Annotated in this window: 21 protein-coding genes; 11 read left to right on the top strand and 10 right to left on the bottom strand. The window is 58.3% G+C overall.

Translation table 11 applies throughout. The features are described 5' to 3' along the window. Window positions 1–7 precede the first annotated feature (7 nt). On the top strand, window positions 8–862 hold the full coding sequence (locus SIC15_RS05815) for a PA4780 family RIO1-like protein kinase (RefSeq protein WP_412537256.1): 855 nt from the start codon (window positions 8–10) through the stop codon (window positions 860–862). Between the two features lie 18 nt (window positions 863–880). Here SIC15_RS05815 and SIC15_RS05810 read toward each other — a convergent pair whose 3' ends face one another. From SIC15_RS05810 to SIC15_RS05800, 3 genes are read right to left on the bottom strand one after another with little or no spacing between them, the layout of a single operon-like run. Further along, on the bottom strand, window positions 881–1,351 hold the full coding sequence (locus SIC15_RS05810) for a MaoC family dehydratase (protein WP_412537255.1): 471 nt from the start codon (window positions 1,349–1,351) through the stop codon (window positions 881–883). Window positions 1,352–1,378: 27 nt separating this feature from the next. Beyond that, window positions 1,379–1,834 carry a CopD family protein gene (locus SIC15_RS05805; protein WP_209398618.1) on the bottom strand — a complete coding sequence of 152 codons (456 nt, stop codon included), beginning with the start codon at window positions 1,832–1,834 and terminating at the stop codon, window positions 1,379–1,381. 35 nt (window positions 1,835–1,869) lie between these two features. Further along, the gene (locus SIC15_RS05800) at window positions 1,870–2,541 is read right to left on the bottom strand and encodes an SDR family oxidoreductase (protein WP_412537254.1); all 672 of its coding nucleotides are present in this window, start codon (window positions 2,539–2,541) and stop codon (window positions 1,870–1,872) included. 144 nt (window positions 2,542–2,685) lie between these two features. Between SIC15_RS05800 and SIC15_RS05795 the strand changes: the two genes are divergently transcribed. Further along, complete coding sequence (locus SIC15_RS05795) at window positions 2,686–3,516, top strand: zinc-dependent peptidase (protein WP_069184180.1); 831 nt, start codon at window positions 2,686–2,688, stop codon at window positions 3,514–3,516. Window positions 3,517–3,580: 64 nt separating this feature from the next. Then, the gene (locus tag SIC15_RS05790) at window positions 3,581–3,757 is read left to right on the top strand and encodes a DUF2897 family protein (RefSeq protein ID WP_069184179.1); all 177 of its coding nucleotides are present in this window, start codon (window positions 3,581–3,583) and stop codon (window positions 3,755–3,757) included. A 36-nt stretch (window positions 3,758–3,793) separates the two neighbouring features. On the opposite strand, the gene SIC15_RS05785 is transcribed toward SIC15_RS05790, so the two are convergent. The 3 genes from SIC15_RS05785 to SIC15_RS05775 form a co-directional block, all read right to left on the bottom strand. Next, window positions 3,794–4,303, bottom strand: a complete 510-nt coding sequence (locus SIC15_RS05785; protein ID WP_069184178.1) for a copper chaperone PCu(A)C — start codon at window positions 4,301–4,303, stop codon at window positions 3,794–3,796. Window positions 4,304–4,449: 146 nt separating this feature from the next. Next, a complete protein-coding gene (locus SIC15_RS05780; RefSeq protein ID WP_069184177.1) occupies window positions 4,450–4,788 on the bottom strand; it encodes a zinc ribbon domain-containing protein YjdM in 339 nt (112 codons plus the stop codon). Between the two features lie 40 nt (window positions 4,789–4,828). Next, window positions 4,829–5,401 (bottom strand): histidine phosphatase family protein, encoded by a 573-nt coding sequence (locus SIC15_RS05775; protein ID WP_412537253.1) that lies wholly within the window; start codon window positions 5,399–5,401, stop codon window positions 4,829–4,831. Between the two features lie 272 nt (window positions 5,402–5,673). Here SIC15_RS05775 and SIC15_RS05770 point away from each other — a divergent pair, with 272 nt between their 5' ends. From SIC15_RS05770 to SIC15_RS05740, 7 genes are all read left to right on the top strand, one after another. After that, the gene (locus SIC15_RS05770) at window positions 5,674–6,126 is read left to right on the top strand and encodes a YaiI/YqxD family protein (protein ID WP_069184176.1); all 453 of its coding nucleotides are present in this window, start codon (window positions 5,674–5,676) and stop codon (window positions 6,124–6,126) included. 102 nt (window positions 6,127–6,228) lie between these two features. Continuing rightward, the gene (locus tag SIC15_RS05765) at window positions 6,229–8,031 is read left to right on the top strand and encodes an ABC transporter ATP-binding protein (RefSeq protein ID WP_069184175.1); all 1,803 of its coding nucleotides are present in this window, start codon (window positions 6,229–6,231) and stop codon (window positions 8,029–8,031) included. A 68-nt stretch (window positions 8,032–8,099) separates the two neighbouring features. After that, window positions 8,100–8,873 (top strand): ABC transporter ATP-binding protein, encoded by a 774-nt coding sequence (locus SIC15_RS05760; protein ID WP_069184174.1) that lies wholly within the window; start codon window positions 8,100–8,102, stop codon window positions 8,871–8,873. A 52-nt stretch (window positions 8,874–8,925) separates the two neighbouring features. Next, window positions 8,926–9,798 carry an ABC transporter substrate-binding protein gene (locus tag SIC15_RS05755; RefSeq protein ID WP_227514559.1) on the top strand — a complete coding sequence of 291 codons (873 nt, stop codon included), beginning with the start codon at window positions 8,926–8,928 and terminating at the stop codon, window positions 9,796–9,798. Continuing rightward, a complete protein-coding gene (gene fhuB, locus SIC15_RS05750; RefSeq protein ID WP_069184172.1) occupies window positions 9,788–11,818 on the top strand; it encodes a Fe(3+)-hydroxamate ABC transporter permease FhuB in 2,031 nt (676 codons plus the stop codon). The genes SIC15_RS05755 and fhuB overlap by 11 nt, the downstream gene beginning before the upstream one ends. Beyond that, entirely contained in the window at window positions 11,805–12,626 is an 822-nt protein-coding gene (locus SIC15_RS05745; protein ID WP_412537252.1) for a (2Fe-2S)-binding protein, read from the top strand. Before fhuB ends, SIC15_RS05745 begins: the two co-directional genes overlap by 14 nt. 253 nt (window positions 12,627–12,879) lie before the next feature. Further along, on the top strand, window positions 12,880–14,001 hold the full coding sequence (locus SIC15_RS05740; protein ID WP_069184170.1) for a PQQ-dependent sugar dehydrogenase: 1,122 nt from the start codon (window positions 12,880–12,882) through the stop codon (window positions 13,999–14,001). On the opposite strand, the gene SIC15_RS05735 is transcribed toward SIC15_RS05740, so the two are convergent. Further along, window positions 13,995–14,408, bottom strand: coding sequence for a GFA family protein (locus SIC15_RS05735; RefSeq protein ID WP_069184169.1), 414 nt, complete (start codon window positions 14,406–14,408; stop codon window positions 13,995–13,997). The two genes, SIC15_RS05740 and SIC15_RS05735, sit on opposite strands and share 7 nt — an antisense overlap. Before the next feature lie 121 nt (window positions 14,409–14,529). On the opposite strand from SIC15_RS05735, the gene dkgB reads away from it, so the two are divergent. Further along, window positions 14,530–15,339, top strand: coding sequence for a 2,5-didehydrogluconate reductase DkgB (gene dkgB, locus SIC15_RS05730; protein WP_069184168.1), 810 nt, complete (start codon window positions 14,530–14,532; stop codon window positions 15,337–15,339). On the opposite strand, the gene SIC15_RS05725 is transcribed toward dkgB, so the two are convergent. The 3 genes from SIC15_RS05725 to SIC15_RS05715 all read right to left on the bottom strand — a co-directional run bounded on the left by SIC15_RS05725 (window position 15,308) and on the right by SIC15_RS05715 (window position 17,883). After that, the gene (locus SIC15_RS05725; RefSeq protein WP_141697223.1) at window positions 15,308–15,985 is read right to left on the bottom strand and encodes a DUF6064 family protein; all 678 of its coding nucleotides are present in this window, start codon (window positions 15,983–15,985) and stop codon (window positions 15,308–15,310) included. The two genes, dkgB and SIC15_RS05725, sit on opposite strands and share 32 nt — an antisense overlap. After that, window positions 15,982–16,917 carry an aldo/keto reductase gene (locus tag SIC15_RS05720; protein ID WP_069184166.1) on the bottom strand — a complete coding sequence of 312 codons (936 nt, stop codon included), beginning with the start codon at window positions 16,915–16,917 and terminating at the stop codon, window positions 15,982–15,984. The genes SIC15_RS05725 and SIC15_RS05720 overlap by 4 nt, the downstream gene beginning before the upstream one ends. A gap of 195 nt (window positions 16,918–17,112) precedes the next feature. Beyond that, window positions 17,113–17,883 (bottom strand): glutathione S-transferase N-terminal domain-containing protein, encoded by a 771-nt coding sequence (locus SIC15_RS05715; RefSeq protein ID WP_069184165.1) that lies wholly within the window; start codon window positions 17,881–17,883, stop codon window positions 17,113–17,115. Window positions 17,884–18,024 lie beyond the last annotated feature (141 nt).

Below are 18,024 nucleotides of genomic sequence, written 5' to 3'. Positions count from 1 at the left end.
AGGTTTTATGAAAGTACCGAAGAGATTACAACCGCTTGTCGATGACGGCATGGTGGATGAGGTGCTCTACCAGCTGATGAGCGGTAAGGAAGCGCAGGTTTATGTGGTGCGCTGTGGCGATCAGACCCGCTGCACCAAGGTTTTCAAGGAAGCCGCCAAGCGAAGCTTCAAGCAGGCTGTGGAGTACCAGGAAGGTCGAAAGGTCCGGAACAGCCGCCGGGCCCGGGCCATGAGCAAGAAAACCAGGTACGGCCAGAAGGAGCAGGAAGATGCCTGGCTCAACGCCGAGGTAGACGCCCTCTACCGGCTTGCCGCCGCCGGTGTCCGGGTTCCCGAACCCCTGGGCTTCGTGGACGGTGTACTGCTGATGGAACTGGTGACGGATGAAGATGGCCGGGCCGCGCCCAGGCTGGATGATGTTACGCTCTCCCCGGAACAGGCCCGCGACTTCCACGGCCAGATTATCCGCGAGGTCGTCCGCATGTTGAGTGCCGGTCTGATCCATGGGGATCTCTCGGAATTCAACGTTCTGATCGATGCCAACGGACCAGTCATCATTGATCTCCCCCAGGCAGTCAATGCAGCCGGGAATAATAACGCGGAGCGCATGCTGGAGCGCGATGTGGATAATATGCGCCGGTATTTTGGCCGATTCGCGCCGGAACTTTTGAATACCGATTACGGCAAGGAGATCTGGGCGCTCTACGAGTCAGGCGACCTGCACCCGGACAGCAAGCTCACCGGCTGCTTCCAGCACGATGATACCTCTGCCAACGTTGACGAACTGATGGAAATCATCGATGCGGCAAAAGAGGAAGAATGGGAGCGACAGGAACGCATGAGGGACGCCGAGGAGGACTGAGGCCTCGGCCGGTGCTGGTCAGCCAGCAGAGGTGGTTTTCTCTTCGCTGATCATTGCTGACATCACCTGCTGTTCCCTGGGCCCCGGAAGAACACCCGTCAACCAGGCTTCGATGACCGGCTCTCCGTGTTGATTCGAGAGAATCGCTTCGGCCCGGGCCCGATTACGCTCATCCACCTCGGTGATGGTGAACACACAGGTGATGGTATCGCCAAAGTACACCGGCCGGCGGAAGCGAAAATTCATGCCGGACGCCAGCCAGCCGATCTGCCCGCCCACTTCCGTGATCATTCCTCCAACCAGCAGGCCATGGCAGATCTTGCCCTGCAGATTCTTCGCTTGCGCGAATTCATCGCTGTAATGGACCGGATTCTGATCGCGACTGATCTCGCCGAAGTAAAGAGTCTCTTCTTCAGTGAAGGTGCGCACCAGAGTGAACGAATCCCCGGTTTTCAGGCCGTCAATGGCTCTCTTTCGAATATCAGACATGATATCGGCCCCTCGTCGCCCAGCCGGTCACAGGTACCGACCGCCAGACCCGATCGCGACCACAATCAGGCCGAGGATCAGATTGATACCGACCAGCCGACGGATTTTTCCCACCTGAACACCACCAGCCTGGGGATCCTTGTTTGCCACCGCCTGCTTGAGCCGCCGGAAAGGCGCAAAATACACGTGGAAGTAGATCAGCATCATCACGAGGCCGAGCGTCTGCATGGCGTGGATGTGCCAGCCAGCACCAGCCATACCGCCAAACACACTGAAAATCATCCAGTAACCGGTGACCAGGAGCAAAACAACCGATAGCCACACCCAGCGAAAGAATCGCTCAAGAGTTTTCGACCACAAAAGACCACGCTGGGAGGCTTCTACAACCTCAACAACAGCCGGGCGCATCGCCATGTAGGCGTAGAACATGCCGCCAACCCAGATCACTGCGGAAAGAACGTGCAGTGCAATTGCCAGACTCATCTGAATAATCCTTCCAATTAAAGTAAGCCGCTAATCTACCACGGCAGTTCTTCGCCATTGCTATGCCAGAATGACCCCGTGTTATCGAGGGTCAGGCCATCAATGCGTTCTGCCAGGCCCTTTGCCGATTCCTCGGGAGTGATCAACCCGCCAAAATTCACCATGCGGGTTTTAACGTAGCCCGGATGCAATTGTGCCACGGCGATACCCCGGGGCTTCAGATCCATCGCCAGGGACTTGCCGAAGGCATTGAGCGCTGCCTTGGAGGCGCGGTACCCGTAGCGGCCGCCTGAGTCATTGTCTGCGATAGAGCCCATGCGGCTGGTAATGTTGGCGATTTTGCCTCCCGAGGGAATCTGGTCAACCAGCGCTTCAGCCACCCTAAGCGGGGCATAGGCGTTTATTTCCATCTGCGTTCGAATGGAATCAAAGTCGATGCTGCCCAGCTTCTCATCCTTAAGCAGACCGGCATTATTGATCAGCAGGTCGATGTGCTCGCCTTCCAGTCCGGCCACGAGTCTTGCCATGCCCTCATCAGTCGTCACATCAACTCTGTCAATGATCCGCGCCGCGACCTCTTTCAACTCCGGCGAAGCTTCCCGACACACACCGATCACCGAGCAGCCGCGGCTTGCGTACAGCCGGGCAAGTTCCAGACCAATGCCCCGGTTTGCTCCGGTGATCACAACAATGGAATTCTCCGACATATCAACCTCCTTGACGATGAGTGCAGCCCAATCAGCTTTACATCCCCTGCGCTCGAGAACAACCAGCAATATGCAACCTCGCCCCTTGCAGATGGGATTTTTCTGTAAGATAGGGCTAACCCATCAACGGTCGCCGGGAGCGCCATGTCAGCAGCACTTGTTTTCGCAGTCTTTGCAGTGACCCTGATCGCGGCCACCACTTTTTACCTCTTTTTTTACCGTACCTGGCGGAGAGAGAGGGAACTGAGAGCCCCCTTTCCAGCCCCGTGGCGCCATCATCTTGAGGAGAGCGTGCCGCTTTACCGGCAGCTTCCTGAAACCATGAAGCAGACGTTGGAGCAGCGGGTACAGCTTTTTCTCGCCGAAAAAGAATTCTATGGCTGTGACGGCTTTGAAGTGGACGACAGGGTTAGAGTGACCATTGCCGGCCACGCCTGCTTGCTCATTCTTGCCCGCCCATACTCGGACTTTGACGAGGTAAGCAGCATTCTGGTCTATCCCGACGCCTATCATGTCAGAGACATTGAAAGCGACGGACTGGTTGTCAGCGAAAGCCACGAAATACGTGCCGGCGAGGCTTCAAGCCGGGGTCAGGTGGTTCTGGCCTGGAAAGAGTGTGAGGAAGCCGCCAGGAATCGGCACAGCAGCCACAACGTGATACTCCATGAATTCGCCCACCAGCTGGATTATCTCGACGGCACCGCGGACGGTGCGCCACCCCTCAGCGGTGAACAGGCCAGGCACTGGCAAACGTCGATGACCCACGCCTACGAACATCTCAGGCACACCCTGCATCACCACCAGAAGCCATGGCTTGACCCCTACGGTGCCACTGAACCGGCCGAATTCTTTGCAGTACTGACTGAGGCGTTTTTCCAGCAACCGAGTCATCTCAAACACGAGCAGCCCGAGGTTTATGCGGCACTGCAAGGGTACTACCGGCTGGACCCGACAACCCTCTGGCAAGATGCCTGACGGTTGTGACAGATGAACGCGTGGTCCACTATGTAGTAAACGGGATCAATTGAGGGAGGTAGACATGCCAGCCATAGGATGGGTCTTCATAATTCTCGCCCTGGCCTTGATCGTCGGCAGCCTGCTGATACTGCGTGACAGTGCACACAGCATGAAAATCTCCGATGAAAAAATGAAGAAGATTCAAGCCAGGAAGGCCGAGATCGAAGCTGAGGAAAGCGCCGAAGACAGGGAGTGGTAGCCCGGTCAGTCTACAGAACCAAGCCGGGCAGATACGTCAGTGCCCGCTGTGGTCCATTTCCTTGCCGGAGTGGTCCATGCTCTGTTTCTTCATCACCTCGCCATCCAGCGGTTCAACATTGAGCTCAACCTGCATTTCTTGCGCACCCTCAAAACGCAGGGTCAGCGGAATGCTCTCTCCCTCGCGCAACGGGCTTTCCAGTTTTTCCAGCATCAGGTGAAAACTGTGGGGCTTCAACTCAACCGTAGTGCCCGCAGGTATGGGTAGCCCATCTTTTACCGGCGCCATACGCATCACACCATCGTGCATGCTGGTTTCATGAATCGAGACGTTGCCTGCCCGCGGGGTCGCAGCACCTACCAGGGAGATATCACTGCTGCCATTATTGGAGATACTCATATATCCGACTCCCATCGGGATTCCGGGCGGTGTGGGCCGGCTCCAGGGATGATCGACCGTCACAGGACCCTGGCTGTAATCATGGGTCATGGCTGCAGGCGCCACCAGAGCCAATGCCAGCACAAACACACTCAGGCAGTACTTCATTTCCGGTATTCCTTGTCGATGATGTCGGGGTACAGAATAGAAAGTCAGTCCCATGCATCCAAGTTTTTCAGTGCGACAAATAGCCGCAGATAATCCGGAGAATCACCAACGGAGACAGAGACAGAATCCGGACGCAACGCTGGGAATCAGGCCTTCTTGACAAATTCCGACTTCAGTTTCATGGCACCAATCCCATCGATCTTGCAGTCGATGTCGTGATCACCGTCCACCAGGCGGATATTCTTCACCTTGGTGCCAACTTTAACCACGGAACTGGAGCCCTTTACCTTCAGATCCTTAATGACCGTAACCGTATCACCATCCTGAAGCTCATTGCCGTTCGCGTCCCGAATCACCTTCGCGGCGTCCGCAGCCGCAGCCTCCGCCTCAGACCACTCGTGTCCACACTCGGGACAAACCAGTTGAACGCCGTCCTCATAGGTGTACTCGGAACTGCACTGCGGGCATGGGGGAAGCTGCGACATTATCATTTCCTGTTAATTAAATGAGCGCAGCATTATACCATCAACGTCCGGGCGAGACGCGCGCCAGCACCGTAGGATCTTCCGACAAAGGCAAGGCGATAATGGCCCCCTCGTTCGACGACGGGAAAATCCCGGTCAGGCCCGTGATGTTCACCTGATGGGACACAAGAATAACCGGCGCGCCTTCTTCGAGCTGGTTCACCAGAGTAATCGTCTGCCGCGTCTGAGTCGGCCCGTCACCACGATTCCGGAAAAACGAATTCAACGACGGCCATTCCGTCACCTCACCCATGTTCATTCCTGTAGCGGTATCCATACAGCGACACCACTGACTGCTGAACACCCGCGCTTCGGTAATCCCATGGTCCGCCAGAAACGGCTTCCACGCCCGGGCCTGTTCCCGACCGACGTCGTTCAGATTCCGCTGGGTGCTGCAATCGTTAATATCAAAGTTGCCCGGGTCTCCGGTGCCGGGCGCCAGTGCATGGCGGAGCATAAGCACAGCCCGCCCGTCTCTCAGAGCGTCCCAGGCTTCTTCGTTGTTATCGGCAGCAACGGTCGTTAACGAAACCAGAAGGGCTAATAGGCCTGAAAACAGAATTCGGAAAATCATCTCCAACACCTCTCTTAAAGGTTGCTGCGGCCGCGGATAAACCACGGATGTCTGCGAGAGGCATTGGGGCCGTCGTTCCAAAAATGTAGAGGGCCAAGGATGGCCCGAAACAAGCGCACATGGATGTGCTCGTAGCGGTTTTTGGAACGACGGCCTCAATGCCTCAACCACTGAAGTCGAACCACACTCCTAAATACGCGGATACCAACTATCAGGCTCATACCAACAAAAGGTAAACTCAGCCTAGAACCAAGCAAACAGAAGGAACCACCATGCCAATCTGGGTCGACGCCGACGCCTGCCCCGTCCCAATCCGGGAAATCCTCTGCCGCGCCGCCACTCGCTGGCAAATCGACACCACCTTCATCGCCAACCACGCCATCAACCTGCCCCCGAGCCCCTACATCAAGCGACGCCAGGTCCCCCACGGTTTTGATGTCGCCGACAACGAAATCATGGACCAGATGCAGGAGGGCGACCTGGTGATCACCCAGGACATACCACTGGCCGCAGAGGCCATTGAAAAAGGTGCCGACGTCTTCAACCCCAGGGGCCAGGCCTTCACCAAAGAAAACATCCGCCAGCGCCTCGCCATGCGCAACTTCATGGAAGAAATGCGCAACGCCGGCCAGGTCACCGGCGGGCCAGCCCCGTTCAGCCAGACCGACCGCAAGGAATTCGCCGACAAACTCGACCGCTGGCTCCAAAGAAACGCCCGCAGGTGATAATGATTCTGTTTTAAAACCAGACCAGATCCGCTACCCTTCCGGCCTTATTGTTTGCAGGCTCACCATCGGCCTGCCCGATTCACGGGAGAGAAGCGGAGTATGTCCTCACACAGCCACAAAACCACCAGCAGTTTTGCTGCCCTGGCCCGCCTGCTGAGATACGCCCGGGGATACCGCCGGCAGATCATCGCCGCCACCACCTGTTCGATCATCAACAAACTGTTCGACATTGCCCCGGAAATCCTGATCGGCGTCGCCATCGATGTGGTCGTCAACCAGGAAGAAAGCTTTGTGGCAGGCCTGGGCTTTGAAACCGCTCAGGAACAGATCACCATTCTGGCGGTACTCACCTTCTTTATCTGGGCCGGTGAATCCCTGTTCGAATACCTGTTCCAGATCCTCTGGCGCAATCTGGCCCAGCGACTGCAATCGGATCTGCGTCAGGACGCCTACGAGCATGCCCAGCGCCTCGACATGAGCTTCTTCGAGGCCCGCAGCTCTGGTCAGCTGGTGGCCACCATGAACGACGACGTCAACCAGCTAGAGCGCTTCCTTGATGGTGGCGCCAACGCGATGATTCAGGTTCTGGTGACCGTCGTTGCCGTGGGCGCCGTCTTCTTCGTACTCTCACCGCTTATTGCACTGCTGGCCTTCACACCCATTCCCCTGATTATCTGGGGCGCCTTCTATTTCCAGCGCAAAGCCGGGCCGCTTTATGCCGACGTTCGGGAAAAAGTGGGCGACCTGTCCAGCCGTCTGGCGAACAACCTGGGCGGCATTGCCACCATCAAGAGCTTTACCGCCGAACAGCGGGAAGCCAAACGACTCAAGGAGAGCAGCGAAGCCTACGTAGAGGCCAATCGCCGAGCCATCCGTATCAGTTCCGCGTTTATTCCTGTCATCCGGATGGCTATCCTCGCCGGCTTCCTGGCCACCTTTACGGTGGGCGGCATGATGGCCCTCGAGGGCAGCCTGAACGTGGGTGCCTATGGCGTGCTGGTATTCCTGACCCAGCGCCTGCTCTGGCCGCTGACAGGCCTTGCCGAGGTGATTGACCTGTTCGAGCGTGCGATGGCAAGCACACGCCGGATTCTGGATCTTCTGGCCGAACCCGTGCACGTGCGTGATGAGGGCGGTAGGGCCCTAGAGGAACCGGTTAAAGGCGACGTTGAGCTGGACAAGGTAAGCTTTCACTACCCCTCCAGCGGCGCCGGTATCCGGGATATCAGCCTGACCGTGCCAGCCGGCAACACCCTCGCACTGGTGGGCGCTACCGGCTCCGGCAAATCCACCCTGATCAAGTTGCTGCTCCGGTTCTACGACCCGAGCAACGGTGAAATCCGCATCGATGGCCAACCCATTCGGGACCTCAGCCTGAAGTCCCTGCGCGGCGCGATCGGGCTGGTGAGCCAGGATGTCTATCTGTTCGAGGGCACGATCCGGGAAAACCTGGCTTACGGGAATCCGGCTGCCACCGATGCCGACATCATTGATGCAGCGAAAACCGCGGAAGCGTGGTCCTTTATCGAAGCCCTGCCGGAGGGTCTGGATACGCCTGTAGGTGAACGCGGTATTAGACTGTCGGGAGGACAGCGGCAACGCTTGTCGCTCGCGCGGGCACTGTTGAAGAACCCGCCAATACTGGTACTCGATGAAGCCACCAGCGCCGTGGACAACGAAACAGAGGCCGCCATCCAGCGGTCCCTGAAGCGCATTGGCCATAACCGTACCGTCATCATGATCGCCCATCGACTCTCCACTATCGTTGACGCAGACTCCATTGCGGTCATTGAAGGCGGCAAAGTGCTGGAACAGGGAACCCACCGGGAGCTGCTGGAACAGGATGGCGCCTACGCCAACCAATGGCGAGTGCAGACCGGTCAGATCCAGGCTGCCGTTTAACGATATAAATATTGATAGTGATTCGCATTTAAATTATCCTGCAGGCCCTCAGAATCCCGGGAGCCTGCATGCCTGTTTTTTTTGACGTTTCCAATCTCGGTGTTCGTATTGGCGACACCACCATATTGCAAAACCTCAACCTCGGTTTCGTTGAGGGTGAGGTGACCGCCCTGCTCGGGCATAACGGCTCCGGCAAGTCCACCCTGCTCAAGGTGCTTGCCCGTCAGCTTGTACCGTCTTCTGGCGAAGTACAGCTTCTGGGAAAATCTTTCCGGAACACAGGGGCCCGGGAGTTTGCCCGCAATGTAGGCTACCTGCCCCAGCATCCCCCGGGCACTGATGGTTTGACAGTTCGCGAGCTGGTTGCCCTGGGCCGTTACCCCTGGCGCGGGCCACTGGGCCGCTACAACGACGAAGACCACCAACTGATTACCGGGGCTATCGACGACACCGGGCTCAGAGCACTCCAGCATCGCTCCGTGGACACACTATCTGGCGGTGAACGCCAGCGCGCCTGGATTGCCATGTTGCTGGCCCAGCAAACCCGATGCCTGCTTCTTGATGAACCCATATCGGCCCTGGATGTAAAACATCAGGTTGAAACCCTGCGCCTGGTACATCGTCTTGCCGAACAAAGGGACCTCACGGTTGTCGTTGTGTTGCACGATGTAGATCTTGCGGCACGATTCTGCGACCGCCTGGTGGCCCTTAAATCCGGGCAGCTTGTGGCCGATGGTAGCCCCCGTGAAATCATGGATTCCGGAATCCTGGAATCCATTTATGGCGTACCCATGGGGGTGATGGAGCGGGCGCCCGGCCAGTGGGTGTCCTATGTTCACTAGGCCTGTCTCGTGGTTTCGATTCTGCTGTGTACTTCTTGTGGGTTTGCTGCCAGTGTTTGCCAGCGCCGAGACCTGGCAGCATGAGCAAGGCACGCTCAGCCTGGATAAAACCCCGCAACGAGTGATTGCACTGAACTGGGCAGCGACAGAGGCGCTGTTGTTACTCGGGGTGACTCCAGTTGGCGTTGCCGATCGCGACGGCTACAGTGTCTGGGTCAAGGAACCAGAACTTCCCGAGGGCGTGGCCAACATCGGTACCCGGGTGGCGCCGAGCCTGGAAGCCATCGCCGAACTCAAGCCAGACCTGATCGTCACCAGCTCCGAAATGGCACCCGCCGCTAACCTCCTTGAACGCATTGCGCCAACCTACGTTGTCAGTGTTTACAAAAAAGGCTCCAACCCCTACGAAAAAGCCAGCGATATGCTCACCACTCTGGGTGACATGCTGGACCGAGAGGAACGCGCCGCAGCTGTTCTCAACGACATAAACCGGACTCTGCAGACTCAGCGCCGTCGTCTTGAGAATGCCAACCTCACCGAGCGGCCGGTGGCGCTGGTGAATTTCCTGGACGACCGCCACGTTCGCGTTTATGCGCCAAACGGTCTTTATCAGAGTGCCCTCGACGCCCTTGGTCTTGAAAACGCCTGGTCCCAGCCCGGTAATTATTGGGGTTTCTCGGTCGCTGGGCTTGAGGCGCTCGCGCCCTATCAGGACACCCGGATTGTTGTCATTGCTCCGACCCTGCCCGGGTTGTCCGACACCCTGGCAGACAGCCCTTTCTGGACCTATCTGCCGCCTGTTCAACGCGATCAGGTGTACCAGATCGATCCTGTCTGGCCGTTCGGAGGCGTCTTCCCAGTCAAGCGGCTGGCGACGTTACTGGCCGACAGCCTGATAGCAGGAGGTTCAGACAATGTACGCTGAATCCGCAAACAGCCCTGTCGGTCGCCCCTCCCTGCCAGCAAGGTTACCGGTGGCTGCGGCGCTGATCTGGTTTGGCGCCTTTCTCGCGAGCGCTGTACCCTGGTTTGACCAACTCAATGCCGCCGATCTGATCGCCGCCTTCTGGACGTTCGAAGCCGATGATTACGCGTCGGTACTCGCCCACTTCAGCTGGGCACCGCGGGTCGCCATGGCCGTCCTGATTGGTTGTGGCCTTGGCCTTGCGGGCGCGGTTACCCAGCAGATCCTGGGCAACCCCCTGGCCTCACCCACAACGCTGGGTGTTGAAGCCGGTGGTCAGTTCGGCATAACGGTCGCGACCCTGTTCTTCCCCGGCTTGCTGGCTCTTAGCCCGGATCTGGCGGCAGTCTCCGGTGGCTTTCTGGCCATCGGGCTGGTTATCGCACTCACCTGGCGCCTGGGCTTTTCACCAGTCACCGTGATCCTGGCCGGTCTTGTTGTCACCTTTTTCCTGGGCGCAGTAAACATGGCGTTCCTGCTGCTCAAGGGAGAGTGGCTAGGAAACCTGTTTATCTGGGGCGCCGGTTCCCTGGTCCAGAACAACTGGCAACCGTTCACGGATCTCTGGCCCCGGGTGCTGGTGCTGGGTGTATTCATGATTCTGTTGATGCGCCCGCTTCAGGTTATGCAACTGGGGCAAACCTCCGCCCGCTCCCTTGGCGCCAAGGTTGGCCTGATCCGCGTCCTGGCCCTGTTTCTGGTTGTAATGATGAGTGCCACTGTGGTGAGCCGGGTCGGCGTCGTGGCGTTTATCGGTCTTGCGGCACCGGTACTGGCGAGACTGCTGGGGGCCCGCACCCTGTCTGAACGGCTTATCTGGAGCAGTGTTCTGGGCGCGGGTCTACTGTTGCTGGCCGATACCCTCGCCCACTGGGCATCCACCTGGGGTGACGGGTCTCTGGTGCCAACCGGCACCACCACCGCCCTGATCGGCGGGCCGATCATTCTGCTGGCTCTGCAAGGCTTGAAGAATACCCATCATATGCCCGGGCAGGACGACAGCCCCGCCGGCTTCCTGCCGAAGCGACGTTCCAGCCTTGTGATCGGTGGGGCATTAGCCATGCTCCTTCTGATCACCATCTGCATCTCCATGGCCTGGTCCCCCGGGCTGACCGAGTGGAGCTGGACTCCGATCACCCAGTGGCACGAGGCCTGGGTCTGGCGCGGCCCCAGGCTCATGGCTGCAATTCTTGCTGGCGTGGCCCTCGGCCTAGCTGGAACATTGATCCAGCGCATGACAGGCAACCCCATGGCCAGCCCGGAACTGCTGGGCATCAGCGGCGGCGCGGCGGTGGTCATGGTCATGATTGTCCTGTTCGGCGCCGACGTCGGCCGGGGCGGACAGCTGGGTGCAGCCACGCTCGGCGCTGGAGCGGCTCTGGGTTTATTGATCTTGCTGGCTCGCAAGCACCGATTTGCCGGTAACCAGCTTTTACTTGGCGGGCTCGCTCTGTATGTCTTTATGGACGCTGGCCTTCGCCTGGTGATGGCTTCCGGTGGCACCGTGGCCTCGCAGCTTCTCAACTGGATGTACGGCTCCACCTGGCTGGTCTCGGAAGCCGAGGCTATCGGCCTGTTGGCGCTCATCGTGTTGATCTCGGCCGGCCTGCTGGTGATCATCCGGCCCCTGAGCATTCTTCCCCTGGGAGAGACATCGGCCAGCTCACTGGGTTTGCCGGTGACAAAAGTGCGTCTGCTTTTACTTCTGTTGGCCGCATTACTGACTGCGTCGGCAACGGTCGTGATCGGCCCGCTGAGTTTCGTGGGCCTCATAGCTCCTCACCTCGCCCGGGTACTGGGCCAGCAGACCGTTGGACGGCAGCTCGTTGTCGCAGCCCTTGCCGGCGGCCTGTTGCTGGGAGTAGCCGACTACCTGTCACGAATTGTGGTTTACCCCAACCAGCTTCCGGCGGGGCTTCTGGCAGCCCTGGTCGGCGGCCTGTACTTCCTCTGGGGGTTGAGTCGCCATGGCAGAGCCTGACCACAACTCCGGGATCGGCCCATGGGCCCGGCTTTACAACCACCTTCTGAGCCAGTCAGAACTGAACAGGGAATTGGTCCTGAATGAGGCGCTGAGACCTGCCGAAGACGAGCGCAGCAGCGTATTGTCTTTGGCCCAGTGCCTGGAGCAACCGTCGCTACTACTTGACCAGGTTGGCACCGACTATCCGGACAACACCGGCACCCGGGCCGCACGTGCGTTGTGTTCTGTGCTGCAGCAGGATCTGGCGCTCAGCGTAATTGCGCCGCTGACTCTCAGACTGTTCCGCGATGGCCAGACGCCTTTGCCGGACGCCAAACGAATCTTCCTGGCCCCCATGGACCAACAGTCGCAAACAACGTCCCGTTGGTTTCAGATGCCAGGCGGGGAAATGGCTGGTGAGAGGACTTTCGTCCAGTCGGTAGGAGAAATAACCGCACAATGGTACCCGGTTTTCAGACGCCAGCTGGGCGTCAGCCCTGGCGCTTACTGGAGCAGCATCGGATTGGGATTGGGAGCACCTTTTTCAGCCGTGTGGAACCTGGCAGAGCCCCATGCGCTCTGCCAATTGGCACAGGGCTGGCTGGAGCAGTTTCAGAACGATGCGAAACGGTTTATCGACTGGATTCCGGCCGTGTTCGGTGAGCAGGCCACGGCAATCCCCCAGCGCAGAGGGTGTTGCCTGAAATATCTCTTGCCGGAAGGCGGTTATTGCGGCACCTGCGGCGTGCATCGTAAGGAACGACTGGCCACACTCATGCCCCAAGAGCGGTCGACAAAGCCAGCCCAATGGCCGCAAGGCCAATAAGCACACCTGCGCCTGCCGCCAACTTCAAACCCTCAATCATTTCCTGTTCGGGTGCCATTCCCTTTTCTCCCGCTCTGAACTGAACCAACTCTATGCAACTTTAATGCGAATAATTGTTATTTGCAATACTGGATCAATGATCCGTAATTGACCCGGCGCCCTATACATTCTCTGTCTGGGGTATGCCTCGGCGACGCCGGCTTCAACTGCTACTCTGAATGTTCTGATGACACCGTTAAAAACGGAGGCTCCAATGGGTATTCTCAAGCACCTTCTCCTGACCGGCACCCTGTTACTGGTCGCTGTCTCGAGCCAGGCAAATCAGACCTTCTCCTCAGATAGAGCGGATTTTCGCCTCGAAACCGTGGCACAGAATCTGGAACACCCCTGGAGCCTGGCATTTTTACCGGATGGCGCCATGCTGGTCACAGAACGGGAAGGTCGGCTGCGGATGATCCGGAACGGTTCGTTGCTGGAGGCGCCCATCAGTGGCGTACCGGACCTCGTTGTATCCGGGCAGGGAGGATTGCTGGACATTATTCTGCATCCGGACTTCAAGCAGAATCAGGTGCTGTTCCTGAGCTACGCCCACAGAAACCGGGAGGGTATGACTACCCGGGTAGTTCGCGCGCGTTTAAGTGGTGATCGCCTCAGCGACGTCGAAGTGATTTTTGAAGCCCTGCCTCGCTCCAACGGCGGCCGCCACTTCGCCGGCCGGATGGAGTTCGACCGGGAGGGTAACCTGTACGTGGCGGTTGGCGACCGTGGCGACATGGATCGCGCCCAGGACAACGCAGACGATGCCGGAGGCGTTCACCGGATTACGACCGACGGCACTCCTGCTCCCGGCAATCCGTTCCTCGGCACCGCCGGCGTCAACGACACCTTTTACACAACCGGCAACCGAAATATCCAGGGCATGACTATCCATCCGGAAACGGGCGAGATCTGGAGCCACGAGCATGGTCCCAGGGGTGGTGACGAAATCAATATTATCCGTGCCGGAACGGACTATGGCTGGCCAACAATCACCTACGGCATCGACTACTCTGGCCTACCCATCACCAGTAAAACCAGCCAGGAAGGCATGGCCCAGCCACTGCATTACTGGGACCCATCCATCGCGCCCTCAGGCATGGCGTTCTATACCGGGAATCTGTTCCCGGAATGGCAGGGGGATCTGTTCGTCGGGGCGCTAAAAATGCGCAAGCTGGTTCGCCTGCGCATTCAGGACGGCAAAGTGACCGAAGAGGAAGATCTTTTGACCGATCTCGGCGAACGGATCCGCGATGTGCGCATGGGCCCGGACGGCGCCCTCTGGCTACTCACGGATTCACCAAGAGGAAAGGTTTACCGGATGGTTCCGGTTCAGTGAGGGTCGTTGGTTCTTTCAGTCTTTTCGAACTGCGGGAGTTGGTCGGTTATCTCGAACCAGTCCGACTTTGAGCCAACAAAAACATGCTGGGAAGGCCCTTTTTCCAAAGGCTCGTTGATGCAGCCGACTCTCAGCCTGAGGATCCCGGGAATCGCATCAACACGGCTATAGAGCTGGCTGCCACAGCGACTGCAGAATCCCCGGTACTTGCCCGGGCGTGATTCGAACTCGGTAATTCTGTCTTCCCCGGACACGAATCGGAACCGCACCTTTTGTACCGGTGCGCTGGCTGAAAACGCGCTGCCATGGGCACGCCGGCACTGGCTGCAATGGCACAGGGCAACCGGGCCGAGCGGGCCATCATACTGAAAACTAATATCGCCACACAGGCAACGACCGGTGTACATCGTCCGGGCCTCAATGCTTCGGTTCACGGGTTAATTCACGGGCGATGATACCCGCGAGCCACTTGAAGAACCAGTGTGCCGGCACCACTTTAGAAACACACGATTCGCTAAGGAGGACACTATGTCATTCAGCGCACTTCCGAAAATCGGCATGGGAACGTTCCGTCTAAAAGGCAATGATGCCCGAGAGGCCGTCAAGAGTGCCCTGTCTCTGGGCTACCGTCATATCGATACCGCCCAGATGTACGAGAACGAAGCGGAAGTTGGCGATGGCATCACCTCCAGCGGCATTCCGCGCCGGGAAATTTTCCTGACCACCAAGATCTGGCATGACCAGCTGCACGCCAGCGACCTGATCAACAGCCTCCACGACAGTCTCGCAAGGCTGAAAACCGACCATGTAGATCTGGCGTTGATTCACTGGCCATCACCCGGCGACGAAGTACCGATGGAAGAATATCTCGGTGCCCTGAGAGACGCCCAACGCGAGGGTCTTGCAGAGCACATCGGCATTTCCAACTTTACCTGTGCCCAGATGGATGAGGCGAAAAAGATTCTGGGCGACACACCCATTTTCACCAACCAGGTTGAAGTGCACCCCTTCCTGGCTAACCGGAAGGTTGTGGAGCATGCGCAGAAGCTCGGTATCACTGTGACAGGCTACATGCCCCTGGCCGTTGGTAAAGTGATGGAAGATGAAACCCTGCAGCGAATCGCCCGTGAAAGAAATCTTACCCCCGCCCAAGTAGCCATCGCCTGGGTAGCCTCCAGGGGCGTTGTACCCATCCCCTCCTCCACACGTCCGGCTCACCAAAAGGCCAACCTGGAAGCTCTGGACGTTCAGTTAAGCGAGGAAGAGGTCCGAGCCATTGATGCGCTCGATCGCAACGAGCGAATTGCTAATCCTGACTTCGCGCCGGCCTGGGACTGAGCCAGAAGCCGGCTCCAACCAGCAGCAGCGTAGCCAGCGGAGCGATCAGCAACCACCAGGTTTGCAGCACCCAGAACATGGCTGCGCTGAACAGACTCCACAGCACCAGCAGCGGCAGGTAAAGCCAACGCCAGGGACCTGTTACCAGCGCAATGACCAGGGCTCCTGCCGCAGCGGTGGTGCCGGGAGCGATGCCGAACAGCGCGACCGACTGCCACTGACCGGAATCCGCCACCGCGAGGAAGGGCAATCCACAAACGGCAACCAGCCAGAGTACGACAAATTGCCTGACCGGAAGCCGGCCCTTATGGACACCGCCGCAAAACAGGGCGGCCCCGAGCAATGCGCCCTGGGCGACAAAAGCCCAACCAAACCACGTCGCCGGCCAGTTAATGGGGCTGAAATAGCCCACCAGAAACCCGTAACCACTGGTTACCCAGGCAACCGCCACCAGCCCAAGAGCCAAACGCCTTGCCGCGTCTCCCTGCCGCAGAAGCAGCACAGGAATACCGATAGCAGCAACCACCGCCAGCAATTGCCAGGGCCAGAGATCCTGGTTGATCCGGACAAACAACCGCAGAAACACCTGCGGTCCGAACATCACGAAATCCTGCAGCGAGTAGCTCAGCCATTCCGCGCCACTCACAGAGACCTCACATAATCCGCCATCCGCTGGCGCAGATCGTCATCCGGCAATTTGCCGTACAGCGCACCCATGTTCTCTTTCATATGCTCAACTTTGCTCGTGGCCGGAATGGCACAGGTCACGGCCGGATGGGAAATAATGTACTTGAGGAAAAACTCCGCCCAGTTATTGACGCCGGCCTCCCCGGCCCAATCCGGCAGCGGCTTTGACTGGAACCTGCGGAACAGCGAACCACCCTGGAAAGGCCGGTTAACGATCACCCCGATACCCCGTTCCCGGGCCAGTGGCAGCAACCGGTCCTCAACCTCTCGATCCAGAACGTTGTAGGTCAGTTGCACAAAATCCAGCGGCTCCCGCTCCATGATCTGCGCGAATTCCCGATGCCGGCGACCATGGGACGTAGTGATACCGATATACCGGACCTCACCGTTGGCTTTCATTTCCTTGAGGGTTTCAAGATGCCCCTGCCAGCCCAGCAGATTGTGGACCTGCAACAGATCGAACTGATCAACACCCCAGCGCCTGCTCGAACGGGCTGCCTCCGACCGGGTTTCTGATTCGTCGCCGGTCCAGATCTTGGTGGCCGCAAAAATCCGGTCGTGGGCGTCCAGAGAATCCAGCGCCTCACCCATAACATCCGCAGCACTGCCATACATCGGAGAACCATCAATAACGGTTCCGCCCAGATCGAAGAAGGTCTTCAAAACCCTGGTGCGCTGCTGAACCAGTTGCGCGTCGCCACCCACGTTGAAAGTAATCCAGGTGCCCATGCCGATTGCAGGGATGGATTCGTCCGTGCCGGGAATCCGGCGCATGATGGGAGATGACGAGGATGCTCCCCGCGTGCTTGCAAAAAGCATCGGGGATTTGAGAGCAATTCCGGCCAGGCCGGAACTGATAAGAAACTTCCTTCGAGTAATCCAATTCGCCATATCAGCTCCCCCACTGACATAAACTTCAGTGCGAATAGCACAAAGCGCAAGCAGCGCGGGTGGGTCATCCCTTCTCCAGACCGTGGAGGGCCATGGATGGCCCGACCGAGCCTACATGGAAGTATTTACGGCGTGTCTGGAGAAGGGATGACCCACCCGGGCGGCAGCTACATGGCTGACAGTCTTACAAACAAGTCAGTTCCCGTACTCACGATCCAGATACTTAAGAATCCGGGCAGATTCGAATAAGCCTTCGCCAGTATTGGGGTCTTCAAGATAGGGCACCTGAACCCGCTTGTGCACCTGGAAAAACGCATCCCGCTTGCCACCGGGAATCGGCGTATAGGGCCCTGGCTTGATACGCTGTTTCGCCGGCCCGATTTCCGTCCAGTGCTCCTTCCCCAGGTTGTGCAAGGTATAGGGAATTTCCAGCTCACAAAGCCGTTCCCGCACCAAACGCGAGAACGGACTGCCCTCGAAACTCCACAGGTGTAATGGCTGCTCCGGACGCTTGCCGGGGCTCACCCGCAGCCCCCGCATGGCGCTGGTCACCGAAGCCACAGAACCCAAGACTGGCTGCCACACCCGGCCCCGATAGTAGGATGGCACCGGCCGGTCCGCGTATTGCCGGAACAGGTACTCGATGATTTCCTCGGATTCGTACATGACCGTGCCGGTGTTCTGGTCCGCCAGTAATGGGAACTGTTGCTTGCCTCCCAGTGCCTCCGCCTGGGCCCGGAAAACCGAACCACCCTGCGGACAGGGCCGGATTTCCACATCGAGATTCAGGGCCGTCAGGGCCTCACGAACCCGCCGGCAGTAGGGACAGCCCTCCATGTCGTAGAGCACAATGGGCTTTTCCGGCTGCGGGACGTTTTTAACCACCAGGCAACCACGCCAGGTAGTGAGGGAAGACGTGGCGACCGAACCCAGTATGTGGACGTTATGAGACAGCATATTCGACATAAACAAACCTTCTGTTGGAGACCACGCCATTATCACGCAATCTGACGATTTTCCATTGGCTCCCGGGATCAACCCCGGGGAGTGTTAATTTCTGTTCACCTAACCCCATGATTCGCAAGGGCACTTACATCGCGTCACAAA

Origin of the sequence: Marinobacter sp. MIT932201 (genome assembly GCF_047123295.1) — a bacterium.
Classification (GTDB): domain Bacteria; phylum Pseudomonadota; class Gammaproteobacteria; order Pseudomonadales; family Oleiphilaceae; genus Marinobacter; species Marinobacter salsuginis.
Note: the sequence above shows the minus strand (reverse complement) of the source record. Positions and strands in the feature narration are given on the sequence as shown.

Bases quoted from the DNA above. Each gene is read 5' to 3' on its own strand.
- SIC15_RS05805 (WP_209398618.1), bottom strand. From the start codon at position 1,834: ATGAGTCTGGCAATTGCACTGCACGTTCTTTCCGCAGTGATCTGGGTT.
- SIC15_RS05790 (WP_069184179.1), top strand. From the start codon at position 3,581: ATGCCAGCCATAGGATGGGTCTTCATAATTCTCGCCCTGGCCTTGATC.
- SIC15_RS05720 (WP_069184166.1), bottom strand. From the start codon at position 16,917: ATGGCGAATTGGATTACTCGAAGGAAGTTTCTTATCAGTTCCGGCCTG.
- SIC15_RS05775 (WP_412537253.1), bottom strand. From the start codon at position 5,401: ATGATTTTCCGAATTCTGTTTTCAGGCCTATTAGCCCTTCTGGTTTCG.
- SIC15_RS05735 (WP_069184169.1), bottom strand. From the start codon at position 14,408: ATGTACACCGGTCGTTGCCTGTGTGGCGATATTAGTTTTCAGTATGAT.
- SIC15_RS05715 (WP_069184165.1), bottom strand. From the start codon at position 17,883: ATGTCGAATATGCTGTCTCATAACGTCCACATACTGGGTTCGGTCGCC.
- SIC15_RS05760 (WP_069184174.1), top strand. From the start codon at position 8,100: ATGCCTGTTTTTTTTGACGTTTCCAATCTCGGTGTTCGTATTGGCGAC.
- fhuB (WP_069184172.1), top strand. From the start codon at position 9,788: ATGTACGCTGAATCCGCAAACAGCCCTGTCGGTCGCCCCTCCCTGCCA.
- SIC15_RS05745 (WP_412537252.1), top strand. From the start codon at position 11,805: ATGGCAGAGCCTGACCACAACTCCGGGATCGGCCCATGGGCCCGGCTT.
- dkgB (WP_069184168.1), top strand. From the start codon at position 14,530: ATGTCATTCAGCGCACTTCCGAAAATCGGCATGGGAACGTTCCGTCTA.
- SIC15_RS05765 (WP_069184175.1), top strand. From the start codon at position 6,229: ATGTCCTCACACAGCCACAAAACCACCAGCAGTTTTGCTGCCCTGGCC.
- SIC15_RS05740 (WP_069184170.1), top strand. From the start codon at position 12,880: ATGGGTATTCTCAAGCACCTTCTCCTGACCGGCACCCTGTTACTGGTC.
- SIC15_RS05770 (WP_069184176.1), top strand. From the start codon at position 5,674: ATGCCAATCTGGGTCGACGCCGACGCCTGCCCCGTCCCAATCCGGGAA.
- SIC15_RS05815 (WP_412537256.1), top strand. From the start codon at position 8: ATGAAAGTACCGAAGAGATTACAACCGCTTGTCGATGACGGCATGGTG.
- SIC15_RS05785 (WP_069184178.1), bottom strand. From the start codon at position 4,303: ATGAAGTACTGCCTGAGTGTGTTTGTGCTGGCATTGGCTCTGGTGGCG.
- SIC15_RS05795 (WP_069184180.1), top strand. From the start codon at position 2,686: ATGTCAGCAGCACTTGTTTTCGCAGTCTTTGCAGTGACCCTGATCGCG.
- SIC15_RS05810 (WP_412537255.1), bottom strand. From the start codon at position 1,351: ATGTCTGATATTCGAAAGAGAGCCATTGACGGCCTGAAAACCGGGGAT.
- SIC15_RS05780 (WP_069184177.1), bottom strand. From the start codon at position 4,788: ATGTCGCAGCTTCCCCCATGCCCGCAGTGCAGTTCCGAGTACACCTAT.
- SIC15_RS05800 (WP_412537254.1), bottom strand. From the start codon at position 2,541: ATGTCGGAGAATTCCATTGTTGTGATCACCGGAGCAAACCGGGGCATT.